The 18,144-nt window shown below is 73.2% G+C and carries 17 protein-coding genes; 9 read left to right on the top strand and 8 right to left on the bottom strand.

The genetic code is table 11. From position 1 onward, the window contains the following. Positions 1–11: 11 nt before the first annotated feature. Entirely contained in the window at positions 12–1,151 is a 1,140-nt protein-coding gene (locus ACIPK4_RS23825) for a substrate-binding domain-containing protein (protein WP_402315696.1), read from the top strand. A 104-nt stretch (positions 1,152–1,255) separates the two neighbouring features. On the opposite strand, the gene ACIPK4_RS23830 is transcribed toward ACIPK4_RS23825, so the two are convergent. After that, a complete protein-coding gene (locus tag ACIPK4_RS23830) occupies positions 1,256–2,023 on the bottom strand; it encodes an NPP1 family protein (protein WP_402315698.1) in 768 nt (255 codons plus the stop codon). A gap of 634 nt (positions 2,024–2,657) precedes the next feature. Here ACIPK4_RS23830 and ACIPK4_RS23835 point away from each other — a divergent pair. Further along, the gene (locus tag ACIPK4_RS23835; RefSeq protein ID WP_402315700.1) at positions 2,658–3,443 is read left to right on the top strand and encodes a CAP domain-containing protein; all 786 of its coding nucleotides are present in this window, start codon (positions 2,658–2,660) and stop codon (positions 3,441–3,443) included. A gap of 33 nt (positions 3,444–3,476) precedes the next feature. On the opposite strand, the gene ACIPK4_RS23840 is transcribed toward ACIPK4_RS23835, so the two are convergent. After that, entirely contained in the window at positions 3,477–4,088 is a 612-nt protein-coding gene (locus ACIPK4_RS23840) for a hypothetical protein (RefSeq protein ID WP_402315702.1), read from the bottom strand. A gap of 31 nt (positions 4,089–4,119) precedes the next feature. Further along, the gene (locus ACIPK4_RS23845) at positions 4,120–4,530 is read right to left on the bottom strand and encodes a VOC family protein (RefSeq protein WP_054224394.1); all 411 of its coding nucleotides are present in this window, start codon (positions 4,528–4,530) and stop codon (positions 4,120–4,122) included. Positions 4,531–4,680: 150 nt separating this feature from the next. Here ACIPK4_RS23845 and ACIPK4_RS23850 point away from each other — a divergent pair, with 150 nt between their 5' ends. From ACIPK4_RS23850 to ACIPK4_RS23870, 5 genes are all read left to right on the top strand, one after another. Further along, on the top strand, positions 4,681–5,946 hold the full coding sequence (locus ACIPK4_RS23850; protein ID WP_402315704.1) for a YhgE/Pip domain-containing protein: 1,266 nt from the start codon (positions 4,681–4,683) through the stop codon (positions 5,944–5,946). A gap of 618 nt (positions 5,947–6,564) precedes the next feature. After that, a complete protein-coding gene (gene cseB / locus ACIPK4_RS23855; protein WP_402315706.1) occupies positions 6,565–7,305 on the top strand; it encodes a two-component system response regulator CseB in 741 nt (246 codons plus the stop codon). Positions 7,306–7,310: 5 nt separating this feature from the next. After that, positions 7,311–8,699, top strand: a complete 1,389-nt coding sequence (locus ACIPK4_RS23860) for a sensor histidine kinase (RefSeq protein WP_402315708.1) — start codon at positions 7,311–7,313, stop codon at positions 8,697–8,699. A 175-nt stretch (positions 8,700–8,874) separates the two neighbouring features. Then, entirely contained in the window at positions 8,875–9,663 is a 789-nt protein-coding gene (locus tag ACIPK4_RS23865; protein WP_402315710.1) for an ABC transporter ATP-binding protein, read from the top strand. 59 nt (positions 9,664–9,722) lie between these two features. Continuing rightward, positions 9,723–12,284: an ABC transporter permease gene (locus ACIPK4_RS23870; protein WP_402315712.1), complete on the top strand. Its 2,562-nt coding sequence runs from the start codon at positions 9,723–9,725 to the stop codon at positions 12,282–12,284. A gap of 53 nt (positions 12,285–12,337) precedes the next feature. Here ACIPK4_RS23870 and ACIPK4_RS23875 read toward each other — a convergent pair whose 3' ends face one another. Both ACIPK4_RS23875 and ACIPK4_RS23880 read right to left on the bottom strand, forming a co-directional pair. Further along, positions 12,338–13,555 carry a cytochrome P450 gene (locus tag ACIPK4_RS23875; RefSeq protein ID WP_402315714.1) on the bottom strand — a complete coding sequence of 406 codons (1,218 nt, stop codon included), beginning with the start codon at positions 13,553–13,555 and terminating at the stop codon, positions 12,338–12,340. Then, positions 13,552–14,259 carry a tRNA-dependent cyclodipeptide synthase gene (locus ACIPK4_RS23880; RefSeq protein WP_402315716.1) on the bottom strand — a complete coding sequence of 236 codons (708 nt, stop codon included), beginning with the start codon at positions 14,257–14,259 and terminating at the stop codon, positions 13,552–13,554. The genes ACIPK4_RS23875 and ACIPK4_RS23880 overlap by 4 nt, the downstream gene beginning before the upstream one ends. A 317-nt stretch (positions 14,260–14,576) precedes the next feature. Between ACIPK4_RS23880 and ACIPK4_RS23885 the strand changes: the two genes are divergently transcribed. Next, positions 14,577–15,311 carry a DUF72 domain-containing protein gene (locus ACIPK4_RS23885; RefSeq protein WP_402315718.1) on the top strand — a complete coding sequence of 245 codons (735 nt, stop codon included), beginning with the start codon at positions 14,577–14,579 and terminating at the stop codon, positions 15,309–15,311. Between the two features lie 256 nt (positions 15,312–15,567). Next, on the top strand, positions 15,568–15,843 hold the full coding sequence (locus ACIPK4_RS23890; protein WP_402315720.1) for an isoamylase early set domain-containing protein: 276 nt from the start codon (positions 15,568–15,570) through the stop codon (positions 15,841–15,843). A gap of 57 nt (positions 15,844–15,900) precedes the next feature. Here ACIPK4_RS23890 and ACIPK4_RS23895 read toward each other — a convergent pair whose 3' ends face one another. From ACIPK4_RS23895 to ACIPK4_RS23905, 3 genes are all read right to left on the bottom strand, one after another. Next, entirely contained in the window at positions 15,901–17,154 is a 1,254-nt protein-coding gene (locus tag ACIPK4_RS23895) for a cytochrome P450 (RefSeq protein WP_402315722.1), read from the bottom strand. Next, a complete protein-coding gene (locus ACIPK4_RS23900; RefSeq protein ID WP_402315723.1) occupies positions 17,151–17,375 on the bottom strand; it encodes a hypothetical protein in 225 nt (74 codons plus the stop codon). Before ACIPK4_RS23900 ends, ACIPK4_RS23895 begins: the two co-directional genes overlap by 4 nt. A 104-nt stretch (positions 17,376–17,479) precedes the next feature. Beyond that, a complete protein-coding gene (locus ACIPK4_RS23905) occupies positions 17,480–17,953 on the bottom strand; it encodes a DUF6328 family protein (protein ID WP_402315724.1) in 474 nt (157 codons plus the stop codon). Positions 17,954–18,144: the final 191 nt, after the last annotated feature.

Genomic DNA, 18,144 nt, shown 5'->3' on the forward strand with positions numbered 1-18,144 from the left:
TCAGGAGCACCGTGTACCCGAACCGCAAGACCGCTCTCGCGGCCGCAGCGCTGCTGGCGGCGGCCGCCACCGCCGTCGCCGGCTGCGGGGGCGGCGGCCCGTCCAGCGCGACCGGCGCCTCGGCCGCCGGCTGTCCGGACGTCCTGCGGGAGGCGAAGGCGACCGTCCGGCGGGCGGAGAACCCCGGCACCTCGTGGAACGGGCCCACGACCGGCCCCGCGGCCGTCCCCGGCAAGTCGCTCGTCTACGTCGCGCAGACCATGACGAACCCCGGGGTCGCCGGGGTCGCGAAGGGCGTCCGGGAGGCGGCTCGGGCCATCGGCTGGAACGTCCGGGTGATCGACGGGGACGGCACACCGGCCGGCATCCAGGCGGCGCTCGGCCAGGCCGTCACCCTCAAGCCCTCGGGCATCGTCATCGGCGGGTTCGACCCGCGGCTGACCTCCCGGCAGGTGGCGCGGGCCGAAGCGGCCGGCATTCCGCTCATCGGCTGGCACGCCGTCAGCTCCCCCGGCCCGAGCAAGGATCCGAAGCTCTTCACCAACGTCACCACGAAGGTGGAGGAGGTGGCGAAGGCCAGTGCCGACTGGGTGATCGCCCGGTCCGACGGCTCGGCCGGGGTCGTCGTCTTCACCGACGACTCGATCCCGTTCGCCGGCACGAAGTCCCGGCTGATCGAGCAGCGGCTCGCCGCCTGTCCCGGTGTGCAGCTCCTGGCGCACAAGAACATCCCGATTCCGGACGCGAGCCGGCGCACCCCCCAGGAGGTCTCCTCGCTGCTGTCGCGCCTGCAGAAGAGGTGGACGTACTCGGTCGCGATCAACGACCTCTACTTCGACGACGCCGCGCCGGCCTTCCGCGCCGTCGGCAGGCCCGGCGCCGGGCCGCCCTACAACATCGGCGCCGGCGACGGCGACCCCTCGGCGTTCCGGCGCATCAACAGCAGGCAGTACCAGGCCGCCACCGTCCCGGAACCCCTCTCCCAGCAGGGCTGGCAGATCGTCGACGAGTTCAACCGCGCCTTCGCCGGGCAGCCGGCCAGCGGCTACGTCGCCCCCGTCCACATCGCCACGGCCGCCAACAGCTCCGGGGCCACCTCCTGGGACCCCCACGGCTACCAGCAGGCGTACGAGAAGATCTGGCACGGCTGACCCCGCGGCGCCGTGCCGTGACGTGCCGCACGAGGCCGCCGCGCGCCTCGAACGGCTGTCCGCCGAGAAGCGGTACGCCCGTGACGTGGAGACTGCCCGAACCGCTACAGGTACGGGTCGAAGGGGATGCCGGCCGGTTTGGCCTCCGCGAGGTGGGAGGAGAAGGCTCCGTCCTTCAGGCCGAAGTGCGCGCTGCCGAAGTCGGCCTGGCTGAGCTTGTCCCGCAGCGTCGCCGGGTAGCCGGACCAGCCGACCAGTGCGGGGAACTGCCAGGTGCCCCGGTGGTTCTCGGGCGGTTCGTCATTGCCGTTCGCCGCGCGGAAGCAGTGGGTGCTCACGCCGTCCTTGTGGTAAACGATCTTGGGGTGGGTGCCTTCCCAGCGGATCTGGTCGCGGGTGTGCAGGGTGAAGTCCCCGTGGTTGGACGTGGCGACGTACTTGGCCTCGCCGCCCTGGATCCACACCACCACGTGCTCCCAGTCGTGGCGGTGGCCGCCGAGGCTGATGCCGGGCACGGCCTGGTCCTTCTCGAAGTACAGCGCGTAGACGACGGCGCACCAGCCGTTGTTGCAGGTGGCGCGGGAGTAGCCGTTGGTGTTGGCGAGGTCCGAGGCGTCGCGGCAGCTGCCGTCAAGGGCCCCGGTGGGCTTCAGACCGCCGTTCAGGACTCCGGTCGGGCCGATGGCGGGGGTCGGGTAGCAGCCGTCGGTGTCGTAGTCGTACGCCGGCTGGAAGGTCGTCTCGATGGCTTCGGCGTTGGCGGGGAGCGCCGGGGGCGGAGCCGCGAAGGCGGTCTGCGGGAGGGCGACGACCAGCGCGAGGGCGGCGCCGACGACGAGGGATGATCTCCGGATGGGGTGACGCGTCCGCACAGCAGGCCTCCGGGCCGATCGGTTCGGGGGTGCGCAGGGTCTCCGGCCGGGACGGCCGGCACGCCCGAGCATCATTCGCGAACCTGCGGGCCCCGGCAAGTGTCCGTATCGCCCAACTGCCCGTTCTCCAGGGCTGGTTGAAGCGATCCCGAGCGCCGCAAGGCCGGGGCCGGTCCCGGCCGGACGACCGGGGCGGGCCGTGGCCGTCCGGTCGAGGGCCCGGATCCTGCTTCACGGCGTTCGGTTCCCGCTCGAAACAGTGATATGCATCACTGCTCCCAGCGTGATCACGGAACCATTACGTCCGCTCATGACTCCCCGACATGTCGATATTTGTCCCACCGGAATCGACATGCCCGTCTTCACCGGAATGGTCATCCCGGGCAGCGGGGCGTTCCTCGGCAACTTGCCATGTCGCAGGCGTGTCTGATGGTCGGTCCCCATCCCGCGCACCCTGCCGCCGGCGCGGTCTGCATGACTGTCCGCCCTTTTCAAGCCCGGTTCCGGGCGCTCCCGCACGGGCGCCGGGCGAGACTTGCCAGCCCGTTCCGGGGCTTCTAAGAATGGCGGCCCGGCCCCGGCGCTCCAGCAGCTCAGGCGCAGGACGCATCGCAGAAACCACGTGAGGTCACGCATGCACAAGCACCGCAAGAAGACGCACTACAAGAAAATAACCATCGCCGCCGTCACCCTGGGCCTCGTGGGCATCCCCACGGCCGCCATGGCGTGCCTGCACACCGACGGGCCGGGCTCGGCCCGTGCCGGCCGGCACGGGGCGCACCCCTTCCACGGCGCCCCCTCACCCAGCGAGTCGCTCCAGCTCCTGGCGGCGCCGACGGACACCCCGGTGGACCCGGCGACGGCCACGGCCACGCCGGCCGCGCAGACCCCCGAGGCCGCGCAGACCACCGCTCCGCAGACCACCGCGCCCGCCCCCGAGGCACCGAGGCCGCCCGCCGCGACGCGGCCCGCGAAGCCGGCCCCGGCCCGCCCGACGGCTCCGGTCGTCCCGGCGAAGCCGGCCGCCCCGGCCCCCACGGCATCCGGCCCGGCGGCCGAGGTGGTGGCCCTGGTGAACGAGGAGCGCGCCAAGGTCGGTTGCCCGGCCCTCACCGTCAACGCGAAGCTGACGGCCGCGGCCGTGAACCACAGCCAGGACATGGCCGCTCACTCCAACATGTCGCACACCGGCTCCGACGGCTCGGACCCGGGCCAGCGCATCACCGCGAGCGGGTTCAGCTGGATGACCTACGGCGAGAACGTCGCGTACGGGTACAGCACTCCCGAGCAGGTCATGACCGGCTGGATGAACAGCCCCGGGCACCGGGAGAACATCCTCAACTGTGCGTTCAAGGAGATCGGCGTGGGTCTCGCACAGCCGAACTCCTACTGGACGCAGGACTTCGGCACGGCCCGCTGATCCGGGCACGGGCCGCCCGGACGGGTTCCCCTCTCATCCGGCCCGGCGGGCAGAGCGGCCGCCGGCTTCCCCGGCGAACCCGTCCGGGTCGGCGAAGGCCTCGCCGGCTCCGAGCAGGAGCACCATCTGGTCGAACTCCACGGCGGCCGGGCCCTTGTCCTTCTTCTGCGACGTGGCGACCTGCCAGATCGTCCCGTCCGGTGCCCGTACGACACCGCCGTACCCCCGGAGCGACTTCGCGGCGGGCTTCAGCACGGTGGCCCCGGCGCCGACGGCGGCTTCGACGTACCCGTTGACGACGGACGGCTGGGAGACCGTGAGCGAGAGCGCGAACCCGCGGAAGCCGGTCGTCGGCGTGTCGCAGGCGCGCAGGCGTAGGTGGGTGCCCAGGTCGTCCCGGCACATGAGCGCCGTCGCGCGCTCGATGCGGCGCGCTGTGACGTAGGCGTGCGGCGACCGGCCGTACGCGAGCCGGAACCGCCGGGCGAGCTGCCCGGCCGGCATGTCCGCGTCGCGCGCGAGCGCCTCGACGTCCAGCGGCCGCGCGTACTCCCGGTCGATCCGGTCACGGACGCCGCGCAGGCGCGCGAGGTCCTTGAGGTGCTGCGCCTCGGCGCGTGCGCGCCCCCACCCCGGATGGCACATAGGAGAACTCCCTCCTGTCGGCCGGACGCCCTCAGCGCAGTTCCTGGAAGCGGATCAGGTTGCCCGCGGGGTCGCGGAAGGCGCAGTCGCGGACGCCGTACGGCTGCTCGGTCGGCTCCTGTACGACTTCGGCGTCGGCGGCCACGAGCTTCTCGAAGGTGGCGTCGAGGTCCGGGGTGGCCAGCAGGATCCAGCCGTAGGTGCCTTTGGCCATCATCTCGACGATGGTGCGGCGCTCGGCTTCGGTGATGCCGGGGTCGGCGGCCGGCGGCGCCAGGAGGACGGACGTGTCCGGCCGGCCGACGGGGCCGACGGTGATCCAGCGCATGGCGCCCTGTCCGACGTCGCTGCGGACCTCGAACCCGAGGGCGTCGCGGTAGAACGCGAGGGCGGCCTCCGGGTCGTCGTGCGGGAGGAAGACCGTGTGAATGGTGATGTCCATGACCTTCACGCTAGTGGCCGTCGGGCGGTGCGCGCTTCTCCATTCCTGACGCCCCGTACTGCAACGGGGGGAGGAACGCGAGGCGTGCGTCCGGCCGCGCCGGTGCGGGCCGCATCCTGACCTCTCGTCGGCGTACCCCACGGAGGAACCATGGCCGAGCCCGTCACCCCTCAGGCCACTGCCGCGACGCTGCTGCGCCGCCCCCGGTTGTGGCTCGTACCCACGGTCCTCACGGCGCTGCTCGCGCTGCTGCTGTCGCTCCTGTACATGGGTGGCATCGTCAACCCCAACCGGGAGCTGAAGAACCTGCCGATCGCGCTCGTCGACGACGACACGGGCAAACCACCGCCCGGGCAGCAGGAGAACCTGGGCGCGCAGATCACGACCGCGATCGCCGCCGACACCGGCGGCGGCAAGGCCGAGTGGCGCAGGCTCACGCACACCGAGGCCCGCGACCAGCTCGAATCCGGCAAGGTCTACGGCGCCCTGGTCGTCCCGGCCGACTTCACGGACACCGTCGTCGCCCTCACCACGCCGGGTGCCACCCAGAAGCCGACGCTCACCGTGCTCACCAACCCCGGCAAGGGCAGTCTCGGGTCCTCCCTCGCCGCCCAGATCACGACCAAGGCCGCCCACCAGGCGTCCCAGGGCATCGGCAGGCAGCTCACGGCGGCGGGTGCGCAGGCCGGTCCCACCGCGAAGCTGCTGCTCGCCGACCCGGTGAACGTCGTCACCCAGGTCGGACGCCCGATCGGCGCCGCCAGTGGCCTCGGACTGACCGCCTTCTACTACACTCTCCTGCTGGTGCTGGCGGGGTTCATGGGCGGCAACGTGATCAGCAACGGCGTCGACACCGCCCTCGGCTACGCGGACAACGAGATCGGCCCGTGGCACACCCGCCGGCCTACCGTACCGATCAACCGCACCCAGACGCTGCTGCTGAAGATGGTGATGACCGCGGGCATCACGCTCGTCAGCGTCTCGCTGGTGCTCCTCGCCTGCGTGGGCATCCTCGGCATGGACGCGTCCCACGTGCCGCTGCTGTGGGTCTACTCGTACTGCGCGGCCCTCGCCGTCGGCCTGGGCGTCCAGGCCATCAACGCCGCGTTCGGCGGGATCGGCCAGCTGGTGTCGATGTTCGTCTTCATCGTCCTGGGCCTGCCTTCCTCGGGCGCCACCGTGCCGCTCCAGGCGGTCCCCGGGTTCTACCGGTTCCTGTCGCTGTTCGAGCCCATGCGGCAGCTGAGCGACGGGGTGCGCGCCATCCTCTACTTCGACGCCCGCGGCGACGCCGGTCTCACCCGCTCCTGGATCATGATCGCGATCGGCGCCGTCCTCGCTCTGCTCTTCGGCTTCGCCATGACCGGGTACTACGACCGGACCGGGCACAAGAGGCTCACGCCCCAGCCCGCCTGACCGCCGCAGCCCGCCTGACCGGATGAGCGGACGGGCGAGGTGGTCGACGCGGCGGGGCGGGTCACTTCCCGACGGTGTTCATCAGGATGATCGCCGCCAGGTCGGCGAAGATCACGAAGAGGATGCCGCAGATCATGGCCCAGGCCCGGCCCGATTCGTCCAACTCCGTCCAGCGCATGGGATCACCTTCCGGTCGTCGCACGCGGCGCGTGCGGTTGCTCGGTGGGCGTCGTCGGGCAGCCGGCCCTCCACCTGCAGCCCGGCCTCGTCGACCTCCTGCGCCACCGGCGCGAACGGTCCGCTGAGGTGGGCGACGCGGGTGGGATCGAAGGTCCGGGTCGTGTGCGTGCTCACGCCGGCCTCCCGGACGCCCGGGTACGTCGAGCGGCTCCCGTGCGCCACGTTTCAGTGAAGCCCGCCGGCGTCGGCGGGGCAACCAGGGAGGGTTTTGTATCGGCCGCGTATCGGGGAGCGCTTGGTTGCCCATCGAAGCCGGACACCGGGTCAGCGGCACGGTCACCGCTCCGGGTGCCTGCCGTATCGTTCCCTTCCGGGTCCCCGGCCGCGCAAGAGCGCACCCGGGACCCGTCCCCGCCCGTCCGACAGGAGTCGTCCCCCGTGTCCCCGTCCGCCCCCGCCCCGGCCTCCCCGCCCCCCGTGCGCGTGCTGCTGGTGGAGGACGACGAGCTGATGCGCCGGTCCTTCGCCGTCGCCCTCGAACGCTACGGATACCGGGTGGCGACCGCCGCCGACGGCCTCGCGGGGCTGGAGCTCTTCCGTGACGAGGGCTTCGACCTGCTGATCCTGGACGTGATGCTGCCGGGTCTGGACGGGATCGGCCTGTGCCGCAGGGTACGGGAGACCAGCCTGGTGCCGGTCCTGATGATGTCCGCCCGCGGCGACGGGCTCGACGTCGTCGCCGGGCTGGAGGCCGGGGCCGACGACTACGTGGTCAAGCCCGTGGACACCTACGTCCTCGTGGCGCGCATCCGCTCGCTGCTGCGGCGGGCGACGTACGCTCCCGCCCCGGCGGGCGGGCCCGCGGCGGACGCGGAGCCGTCGCCGTCCGGGGAGGACCTGCTGGTCTTCGGCGACCTGACGATCGACACCGGCGGGCTGGAGGTGTCCGTCTCCGGCCACCCGGTGGCGCTGACCCCGACCGAGCTGAAGCTGCTGCTGGAGTTCGCCGCCCACCCCGGCGTCGTGCTGGAGCGCCACACCCTGCTGCGCAACGTCTGGGAGTACGGCTGGGACGGCGACAGCCGGGTCGTCGACCTGTGCGTACAGCGGCTGCGCCGCAAGCTGGGCCGGGACCGGATCGAAACCGTCCGCGGCTTCGGCTACAAGCTCAGGCGCTGACACCGGTGCGCCCGTTCCCCCTCCGCCGCGCTCGGGCGGCCCGCGTCTCGCTGCGCTGGAAGATCGCCGCGCTGGCCGCGGCCACCGCGGGCCTGGTCGCGGCGGCCGTCGGCGTACTGGTCCACGTGTGGACCGCGCACGACATCCGCGACCGGGCGCAGATGCGGGCGTTCAACGCGGTGTACTCGGCGATCGACACCCACCGGCGCACCGGGACGCTGCCGGACGGCGCCGAGCTCGACCCCGAGGAGCTGCCCGACGTACTGCGTCACCCGGCCGACGGCGACCGGCACACGGCCTACGACGGGCACGTCGACAACAATGTGGGACCGAGCGTCTGGGCCGCCCAGCGGGTCGGCGGACCGGGCAGCCCGGTGCTGGCCGTCCGGGCCAACATGAGCTCGGAGCTGTACGAGCTGCGCCGCCTGGACATGAGCATGACAGTGGCTTCGTTCGTCGCGCTCGCGGCGGCCGTGCCCCTGGCGGCCTACGGGGCCGGACTGCTCGGCCGTCGGCTGCGGCGGGTCTCCGAGACCGCGGGCCGCATCTCCACCGGGGACCTCGACGCCCGGACCGGTCCCGTCAAGGGCCGCGACGAGGTCTCCGACATCGCCGCCACCGTCGACCTCATGGCCGACAGCCTGGGCCGACGGCTGCGCAGCGAGCGGCGGTTCACCGCGGACGTGGCCCACGAGCTGCGCACCCCGGTCGGCGGGCTGCTGGCCGCCGCCGACCTGCTGCCGCCGGGCGAGACGGAGGACCTGGTCCGGGCCCGCGTGCGCGATCTGCGCGGCCTGGTCGAGGACCTGCTGGAGATCTCCCGGCTGGACGCGGGCGCCGAGCAGGCGGTCCGGGCCCATGTGCCGCTCGGGGCCGTCGTCCGCGAGGCGGTGGCCCGGACCGGATACGACGCGCGGGTCACCGTCACCGGCCCGGACGCCGACGCGGAGCCCGCCTCGCCGGCGGAGGTCCGGGGGACCGCGGGGATCCGGGAGACCGCGGAGACCGCCGGAGGCGCGAAGACCGCGGGGATTTCCGGCATCGCGGGGACCCCGCGAACCGCGGAGACCGCTTCGACCGTGGAGACCGACCCCCGCCGCCTCGAACGGATCGTCGCCAACCTCGTCGTCAACGCCCACCGGCACGGGGCCGCTCCGGTCGAGGTCGCCGTCGCGGGCCGTACGGTCGTCGTGCGCGACCACGGCCCCGGCTTCCCGCAGGACCTGCTGCGCGACGGACCGCGCCGCTTCCACACGGGCGCGGCGGAGCGCGGTGCGGGCCACGGGCTGGGCCTGACCATCGCCCTGGGGCAGGCCCGGGTCCTCGGCGCCGAGCTGCGCCTGGACAACGCCCCGGACGGCGGCGCCGTCGCCAGCCTGCGCCTGCCCCTCTGACGGCACGGCCGCGGTCCGGGACGCTGCCGCCCCGCTGCCGCTGCCGTCGCCGCTGCACAACCGATACGAAGCGACGCGGACGCCGATACACGGCGGCCCCGGCCCCGATACGCACGCCCGACACCCTTCGTAGTGCCTCCACCGAACATCTCAGGCACGCGAAGAGGAGTCCCCCGTGACCGCAGCACCCGCCCCCTTTGACGCCCTCGTCCCGCACCCGCCGGCCGGGTTCGCCGCCGCGACCAGCGATCTGTCGAAGGTCTACGGCAGTGGCGACACCCGTGTCGTCGCCCTGGACCGGGTCAGCATCGCCTTCCGGGAGGGCGAGTTCACCGCGATCATGGGCCCTTCCGGCTGCGGCAAGTCCACCCTGATGCACTGCGCCGCCGGGCTCGACTCCGCCAGCTCCGGCTCCGTGCGCATCGGCACCACCGAGCTGAGCACCCTGGGCGACCGGCAGCTGACCGAACTGCGCCGCGACCGGGTCGGTTTCATCTTCCAGGCGTTCAACCTGCTGCCGACGCTGACCGCGCTGGAGAACATCACGCTGCCGCTGTCCATCGCCGGCCGTCGCCCCGACCGCCCGTGGCTGGACCGGGTCGTCACCATGGTCGGTCTCTCCGGACGGCTCGGCCACCGGCCCGCAGAGCTGTCCGGCGGGCAGCAGCAGCGCGTGGCGGTGGCCCGGGCCCTGGTGTCCCGCCCCGCGATCGTGTTCGGGGACGAGCCCACCGGCAACCTCGACTCCCGGGCCGGGGCCGAGGTCCTCGGCTTCCTGCGCGACTCGGTCCGCGAGCTCGGCCAGACCGTCGTCATGGTCACCCACGACCCGGTCGCCGCCGGTTACGCCGACCGCGTGGTCTTCCTCTCCGACGGCCGCCTGGTCGACGAGATGGCCCGGCCCACCCCGGACCGGGTGCTGGACCGGATGAAGGCGTTCGACGCCCGCTCGCGCACCAGCTGACCCGCTCCCGCCCGCACCCGGGCCCCCGTCCGCGCATCCCCACGTCCCCGAAAGCCACCATGCTGAAAACAGCCCTGCGCAACGTCCTCGCGCACAAGGCCCGTCTGGCCATGACCGTCCTCGCGGTCTGCCTGGGCGTCGCGTTCGTCTGCGGCACCCTCGTCTTCGCGGAGTCCTCCGCCGCGGCCTACCGCGCGGCCGCGTCGAAGGACTTCGCCGACATCGCCGTCACCGTGACCCCCAAGTCCTCCCCGCCCGGAGCCTCGGACGAGCAGCCCGGAGCGCTCGACGACGCACTCGTACGGAAGCTGGCCGAACTGCCCGGTGTCGCCTCCGCACGGCCCGCGGCGGACGGATCGGCCGTCCTGAACGGCGCCGACGGGCGGCCGCTGCGCGACGGCAGGGCGTGGGCCAACCTGGCCGGCGCCTACGTCCCGGGCAAGGACGGCAAGGACGGCCGCTATCCGCTGCTCAAGGGCCGCGCCCCGCAGAACGGTGACGAACTCGCGGTGGACAGCGGCACCGCCGCCGCCGGCGGGTTCGCCCTCGGTGACACCGTCACGCTGGCCACCGACGGCCCGGTCATGAAGAAGCGGCTCGTGGGCGTCGTCAGCACCGGGGACACCCGGGTGACCGCCGGCGGCACCCTCGCCCTGTTCGACAAGGCCACGGCCCAGCAACTGTTCGCGTCCCCCGGCCAGTACACCTCCGTCGACGTGTCCGCCACCGCCGGCACCGACCAGTTCACGCTCGGCGAGCGGGTCACGGCCGTGCTCCCGGCCGACCGGGCCGAGGCCGTCACGGGCCGCGCCCAGGCCGCCCGGCAGGCGGTCCTCACCGACACGCTGACCCGCGGCTACCAGAAGATGCCGATGGTGTTCGCCGGGGTCTCGCTCTTCATCGGCTCGTTCCTCATCGTCAACACCTTCACCATGCTCGTCGCCCGGCGGACCCGGGAGATCGCACTGCTGCGGGCGATCGGCGCCACGCGCCGCCAGGTGGTCCGCTCCCTCCTGTGGGAGGCCGTGCTGATCGGCCTCGTCGCGTCGGCGGCCGGCTTCCCGCTCGGCCTCGGCATCGCCGCCGCACTGCCCGGCCTGCTGAGCACCCCGCAGGACACGCTCCCCCACGGGCCCCTGGTGATCGGCCCGCTGCCCGTGCTGGCGGCGTTCGGCGTCGGCGTGGGCGTCACGGTGCTCGCCGCGTGGCTGCCGTCCCGCAAGGCGGCCGAGGTCGCGCCGGTCGAGGCGCTGCGCGCCGCCGGGCAGCCGCCGACCGCGACCGCTTCCCGGGTCCGGGGCGTGGCGGGTCTGGTCCTGCTGGTCCTCGGCGGCGGGCTGCTGGTGTCGCTGACGGGGGCGAAGGACGCCTCGGAGGGCAACCTGCGGAACGCGATGGCCGGCTGCGCCCTGCTCGTCGTCGCCATGATCGTGCTGGCTCCGCTGCTCGCCGTCCCCATGATCCGGCTGTGCGGGTGGCTGACCGGCCGGTTCGGGATCAGCGGGCACCTCGCGACGAAGAACGCCCTGCGCGACCCGCGGCGCACCGCGGCCACCGCCGCCGCCCTGATGGTCAGTACGGCCCTGGTCGCAGGGCTCGCCGTCATCGGGAACTCCACCGGTCAGGCCCTCGACCGGCAGGCCGCGGCCGGACTCGGCGCGGACTACGTGATCAGCAGCCGCACCACCATGACCGCCGTCGACCCGGCCGCCGAGAAGCGGGTGGCCGGCATCCCCGGGGTGCGGACGGCGGCCGCGGTCGCGGACTCCACCGTGTTCACGGGCGGCGGTGTCCGTACGATCGCCGGCGTCGACCCGGCCACCGCCGGCGACGTCATGAGGCTCGACTTCACCAGCGGCTCCCTGAAGGACCTCGGACCGGGCCGGATCGCCGTCTCCGCCGCCGTCGCCCGGGAACAGGGCCTGCGCGCGGGCAGCGAGGTCAAGGCCCGCATCGGCCGCAACCAGGAGTTGCGGCCGTACACCGTCGTCGGCGTCTACGAGGACAACCCGACGGCGGGGGACGTGCTGGGCGCCCGTTCCGAGGTTCAGCGGGACGGCTACCTGCCGGGCTCCGTCCAGCGGATCCTCGTCCGCACCGACGCGGGCGCGGTCTCCCGGTCGACCGCGGACCGGCTGCGCGCCGCCACCGGCAACAGCCCGCTGGTGCGGGTCAAGGACCGGCAGGAACTCGTCCACGAGGCCGCCGGCTCCCTGGCCGGCCTGCTGACGCTGATGTACGGACTGCTCGCGATCGGCACCGTGATCTCGCTGCTCGGCATCGTCAACACCCTTGCCATGTCGGTCTCGGACCGCACCCGCGAGATCGGCGTCCTGCGCGCCGTCGGCATGGACCGGGCCGGCATCCGGCGGATGATCGGCCTGGAGTCGGTGACCGTCGCCGCGTTCGGCACGCTCCTGGGCCTGGCGGGCGGGTTGTCCGGAGCCTGGGGTGTCGGCTCGCTGACCAACGGGGCCATGAAGGAGTACGCCCTGGCACTGCCCTGGGGGACGCTGCTCCTCGTCTGCCTGGTGTCCCTGACGGTCGGCGCGCTGGCGGCGGCCCTCCCGGCCCGCCGGGCGGCCGCGCTGAGCCCGCTGGAGGCCGTCGCACAGGCGTGAGGCGCGAGCCGCCGGGGGGCAGGGTCCGTACGGCCCTGCCCCCCGGCGCCGTGTCACCAGAGCACGGGCATCCGCTCCGGGATGCGCTTCATGAACCCGGTGCGCCACACGAGTTGCTCGATCGGCACGGCGAGGTCGAGGCCGGGCAGCCTGCCCAGGAGCACCTCGATGGCGATCTGTGCGTGGCGCTTGCCGAGGGCGGTGGCGGGGCAGTAGTGGCCGCCGCCGCCGAACGACAGGTGCGCGTTCGGGTTGGGCCGGTCGAGGCGCACGGTGTGCGGGTCCTCGAATTCGGCGGGGTCGTGGTTGGCCGCCTCGACGAGGACCAGGACCAGTTCCCCCTTCTGCACGGTGACGTCGCCGAGCTGCATGGTCTCGGTGGCGATCCGGGGCAGGCCGTCGGCGATCGACAGGTTGATGCGCAGCAGTTCGTCCACGGCGGCGGGGATGAGCGCCGGTTCGGCGATCAGCCGGGCCTTGAGGTCGGGGTGCTGGATCAGGGAGACGAGTGCCATGGTGAGGAAGCCCATGACGCTGATGACTCCGGCGCCGAACATCGTGACGCCGACGGTGGCGAGCATCTCGTCGGTCAGGTGCGCGTAGTCGGGGTCGCCGCGCAGGGCCGCGAGTTCGGCCATGAGGCCGGTCGTCGCGGGGTCGTCGAGGCGGGCGACCATGTGCGCCATGTCGCGGTCCCAGTTGATGCCGGCCGCGGGGATGGTGCGGGGGCTGTTCATGAACGCGACGTGCAGCGACCGGTAGAGGTCGGGTCCGTCGCTCTGGGGGATGCCGAGGATCTGGCAGTGCAGCCCGGTGGAGTAGGGGACGGTGAAGTCGCGGCGCAGGTCGGCCGGAACGCCCTTCGTGAGCATCGTGTCGACGAGAGCGTTCGCGTGGCCGGTCAGCCACGCCTCCAGTCCGGGGGCCTTCGGGTTGAGGGCCTTCATCACGGCCTTGCGCAGTCCGGCGCCCGTGATGTTCCCCATGTTGTTGACCACCTCCGGGGGGATGGTCAGCGCGTACTGGCGGGGCGCGCCCTCGGCGGAGGTGTCCTTGAGGGAGAACCGGGCGTCGTCGAGCACCTGCCTGCACAGTGGATAGGAGGAGACCAGCCAGGCCTCCGCCCCCGCTATGGTGCGGACCCTCTTGACCGGTTCGTGGGTGAGCAGGTGGGCGATCTCGTCGGGCAGCCGCGTGCCGTTGGCGTCGAACGGGAACCGGGTGAGCTCGTCGGCCGCGGCCGGCGTGGTGGGGTCGATGGTGGTGGTCATGCGGAGCGGTCCTGTTCTTCGGCGGGCGTGATGACGGCGTGGCCCTGGTTGCGCGAGGCGCGCAGGCCCCAGCCGCGTGCGTAGAGCAACTCGGCCAGCGGCAGCGCCTGGTGGTAGCAGTTGAGCGAGGAGGAGACCCCGAGGATCGCCGGGGTGTCGAGGAACAGCGGCACTTCGGCGCACACGTACTTGATGCACACCTCGCGCTGCAGCTCGGTGGGCGGCTGCCCGTTCAGCTTGTCGGCGAGGAACCGGGCTGCGAGCTGGTCGCACACCTCACGGAACTCGGGATCGTCCGTCATGAGGGTGTCGAGCCGGGAGCGGATGCGCTGGTAGGCGGGGAGCTCCAGGAGGGCCGACATGGGGCGGCCGCGCAGCCGCTCGCCCTCGGGATCCAGGGCGGCGACCGCGGAGGTCACCTTGGCGCGTACGCCGCGGAGGTTCTTCACCGCCTTGCGCTGCGCTTCGATCTCGGGGTAGCCGAGGGCCACGAACATCTCGGCCACGTGCATGTCCGTCCAGATGAGGTCCACCTGCCGGAAGTGGTCGAGTCCCCAGCGGGCGAGTTCGAGCACGCGGTCGTGCGTGAAGTAGGAGTTCCCGGAGGAGATGCCGATGACGGCGTGGTCACCCTCGTCGTGGATGACCTGGCAGTGAGGCGTGTAGGGACGGACGGCGAAGATGCCTTGGATGGCAGTCGTCAACGTGAGTAATTCCCCTGCACCGCAAGTCCCGGCAGGGCCGTGTGCCCTGGGTGTGGCGGCGCGAGCACGACGGTAGCCGAGAACATGTCAGATGATCCAGAGCTACCGGGCGGTCACTCTGTGAATGTGGGGCCTACGGAGGGTGTGGTTCCGGTTACTGTGGCGACAGATGCCGCATACCGCACGACACTTCTGTCGAAACGCACCCCAATGCATGAAGGCTCCCACGATCCGTGCACCGCGCCGCATTGTGCCCGTGGGCGCCACGGCCGTCGCCCCGGGCGCATGGGCGCGCACCGCACGGGCAGCCTCAGGGCATGACCGTGCGTGTCGGCACCTCCGGGTGGCAGTACCGGGACTGGTCAGGGGTCCTCTACCCGCAGGGCCTGCCCCGGCGGTCGTGGCTGGAGGCGTACGCGGAGCAGTTCGCCACGGTGGAGAACAACAATGCGTTCTACCGGCTGCCCTCCCCAGAGGTCTTCGCCCGGTGGCGGGAACGCACGCCCCCGGATTTCGTCATGGCGGTGAAGGCCAGCCGATATCTGACGCACATCAAGCGGCTGCACGACCCGGTGGAACCGGTCCACCGGCTGATGACGCAGGCGGCTGCCCTGGGCGACCGGCTGGGGCCGGTCCTGCTCCAGCTGCCACCGACGCTGCGGGCGGATCCGGACGCGCTGGACGCATGCCTGGCCTGCTTTCCCTCCGGCACCCGCGTCGCCGTCGAACCCCGGCACGCGTCCTGGTGGAGCGCCGCCGTGCGCGGCGTCCTCGAGGACCGCGGGGCCGCCCTGTGCTGGGCGGACCGCGGCTCGCGCCCGGTGACCCCGCTGTGGCGGACCGCCGACTGGGGATACGTACGGTTCCACGAGGGGCGCGCCGCTCCGGCGCCCCGCTACGGGCGGACGGCGCTGCGGTCCTGGACGGACCGGATCGCCGGTACCTGGCCCGCCGACGCCGAGGTCTTCGCGTACTTCAACAACGACCACGGCGGTGCCGCCGTCGTCGACGCCCGCGCCTTCACCCGGCTCGTCCGCGCGGCGGGAAGGTGATCGGTCACGCCCCCCGGAAAGGTGATCGGCCGTCCCCCGGGAAGGCGACGCCCACGCCCCCGGGAAAGGTGACCGGCCGTGCCCGCGCGCCGAAGGGGCCTCCCGCTGTGCAGTCGGCGGCTGCCGCGCGGGCCGCAACTACGCCGTTCCGGGGGGCTCGCGGGACCGGACGGGTGGTCGCCGCTGCGCCGACATGCACGGGGGCGGTGCCGCCGTCAGGATGTGCCTGCTCCGCCCATCGACAGGAGGCTTTCCCGTGCTGGAACGCAAGCGCCGCAAGGACCGTACCGAGATCACGTTCGTACTGCCGGCGGACGTACCGCCGGGACCGGTGAGCGTCGTCGGCGACTTCAACGACTGGCAGCCCGGCGCCCATGAGCTGCGGGCCCGCAAGGACGGCAGCCGGGCGGTCACCGTCGCGCTCCCGCGGGAGAGCACGCACGCCTTCCGGTACCTGGCAGCGGGCGACTACTGGTTCGACGACGAGAGCGCCGACGGCCACGACGGCCACAACAGCCGCCTCAGCACGTGACCGGCTGCGTCGGCGCCCGCTGACGCCGGCTCGCTCCGGACCGGGTTCGGACCGGGTTCAGACCGGTCGGATGACGAAACCGCTGCGCGGCCGGGTGGGTACCCGGCGCAGCGGGATCGTCAGGTCCTGCTCGGGGACGGTGTGGTCGAGCCGGCCGAGCCCGGTCGCGAAGGCGGCGAGCACGCCGGCCACGATGTCCTCGCCCGGGCAGCGGTGTCCGGTCCGGGCGTCTCCCCCGCCCTGCGCGATCAGCTCGCCGGGGCCCGGCTCCCGGCCGAGGAAGCGGGTGGGGTCGAACCGGTAGGGCCGGGCGAACAGTTCGGGATCGTGGTGGTGCCCGTACACGTCGAGGAGCACGAGCGTGCCCTCCGGGATCTTCTCCCCCCGGTGTTCGAGGTCGTGGGCGGCGAGGCCGCCGACGAACGGCACGAACGGGTAGAAGCGCCGGACCTCGTGCGCGAAGGCCCTGGCGTAGGAGCCGTCGTCCGTGCGCAGCCGGGCGCGCACGGCGGGGTCTCGCCGGAGCGCGTGCCCGGCGAAGGCGGCGAACCAGGCGATCGCGACCGTGGGCCGGATGATGTTGAGCAGCTCGACCGCGGCGGTGTGCGGGTCGAGCGGCATGCCGTCGGCGTCGTGGTGGCGGGCCACCGTCTCCAGCGCGCTGCGGGCCGGGCCGGGGCCGGCGCCGACCGGGACGGCGAAGGCACCGAGGTGCGAGACGCCCGCGCGTACCTCGGTCACCATGCGCGCCAGGCCGTGCTCCTGCCGGGCCCGGGCCCGGCGGGCCTTCCGGTGCCGGGGGCCCGGCGTGGCGAAGCCGTCGACCATGGCCACGCAGTCCTCGGCGATCTCACGGGCCGCTTCCTGGGGGACGGCCAGGCCCACCCAGTCGCAGACCGCCTCGGCCAGCACGCTCGCCGCCTCGTCGAAGACCACGATCTCGCGGCCCCGGGCCCGGGTGAGGGCCTCGCGCCAGTGCGTCTCGACGCGGTCCACCAGCGCGGCGACGCCGTGGGGGGACATCAGGAGGGAGACGAACATCGCCTTGCGCGTCCGGTGCGCGTCCCCGTCCAGGGTGTGGACGGCGCCGCGGCCGAACAGGGTGTCGAGCACCGGTCCCGGCAGCGCGTCGTGCCGCAGCACGTGCCGTTCGTCGTAGAAGAAGGCGACGTCCGCCGGGCCGTGCAGGACGACCGCCGGCCGCCCGAGCAGTCGGGTGCGGACCGGGCCTTCGCCGTTGCCCGGGCGCCGGCGCAGGTCGGGCAGCCACGCGTAACCCCGGGCCCACAGGGAGAGCGTGTTGTCGATCACCGGCGGGGAGCCTTGCGTACCGGTCCCGGCGCCTCGTGTGCCGTCTCGTCCGGCCGGTCCAGCCGGCTCGCCTCGTCGGTGTCCTCCCGGCGGACGGGCTGCCGGTCCGGGCCCTCGGCCCCGGTGCGGGCGGTGCGTGGGGCGACGTGCGGGGCGCGGCGCCGTTGCTCGTCGTCGTGGCCGTGCAGAGGGGCGCCTCCTGCGCCGCCTTGGTCTTCCATGACGTGTCCTTCCCGGTGCGTCGTACGTCCCCGAGTGCGTCCCCCGGTGCGTTCCCTTACGCGCGCCTGCCCGGTCGCCGCTCCGGAAAACGTGTCGGTCGCGCTCACCGGTTCCCGGCCTTGCCGCGCAGCAGCGTGCTCGGCAGGACGAGCCAGCAGACCGCGAACCAGCCCGTGACGAGGGCCGTCACCGGCCAGGCGATCCAGTGCGAGGTGGCGACCCGCAGCAGGAGCAGCACGGAGAACGTGACCGTCAGGGCGAGCAGCACGATGCCGACGGAGACGAGGTGGCCCGCGGCCCGGACCAGCTGCGGCTTGAGGTGGTGCCCGGCCAGCAGCTGGTGGTAGGCGACCGGGGCGATCAGCGTCCCGGTCGCCAGGGCGCCCAGGGCCACGGTCACGACGTACAGGGCGCGGTCGAAATGGCCCAGTTCCGCGAACCGGGGTGTGAAGGCGACGCTGAGCAGGAAGCCGAAGAGGATCTGAGCGCCGGTCTGGGCGACGCGGACCTCCTGGAGCGTCTCGTTCCAGCGGCGGTCGGCGCGCTCCGCCGGGGTTTCGTCCCGGTCGTCCGGCATCGATCGGACCTCCTGTGCAGGGGGACACGGCGGGGTCACGGGTACCCGCAACGGCGTGGATCATTCTCCCTGCAGCGGCCGGCCCACCGGATGGCCCCACCCCGGCCGGTCATCCGGCCGGGCGCTCACCGCCCACCGGGACGTGGCCCTGTCGCGGCCCCCGGCGGCGTGCGGGCGGGCCGCGAGAGGGC

Origin of the sequence: Streptomyces sp. NPDC086989, from assembly GCF_044745505.1 — a bacterium.
GTDB lineage: Bacteria > Actinomycetota > Actinomycetes > Streptomycetales > Streptomycetaceae > Streptomyces.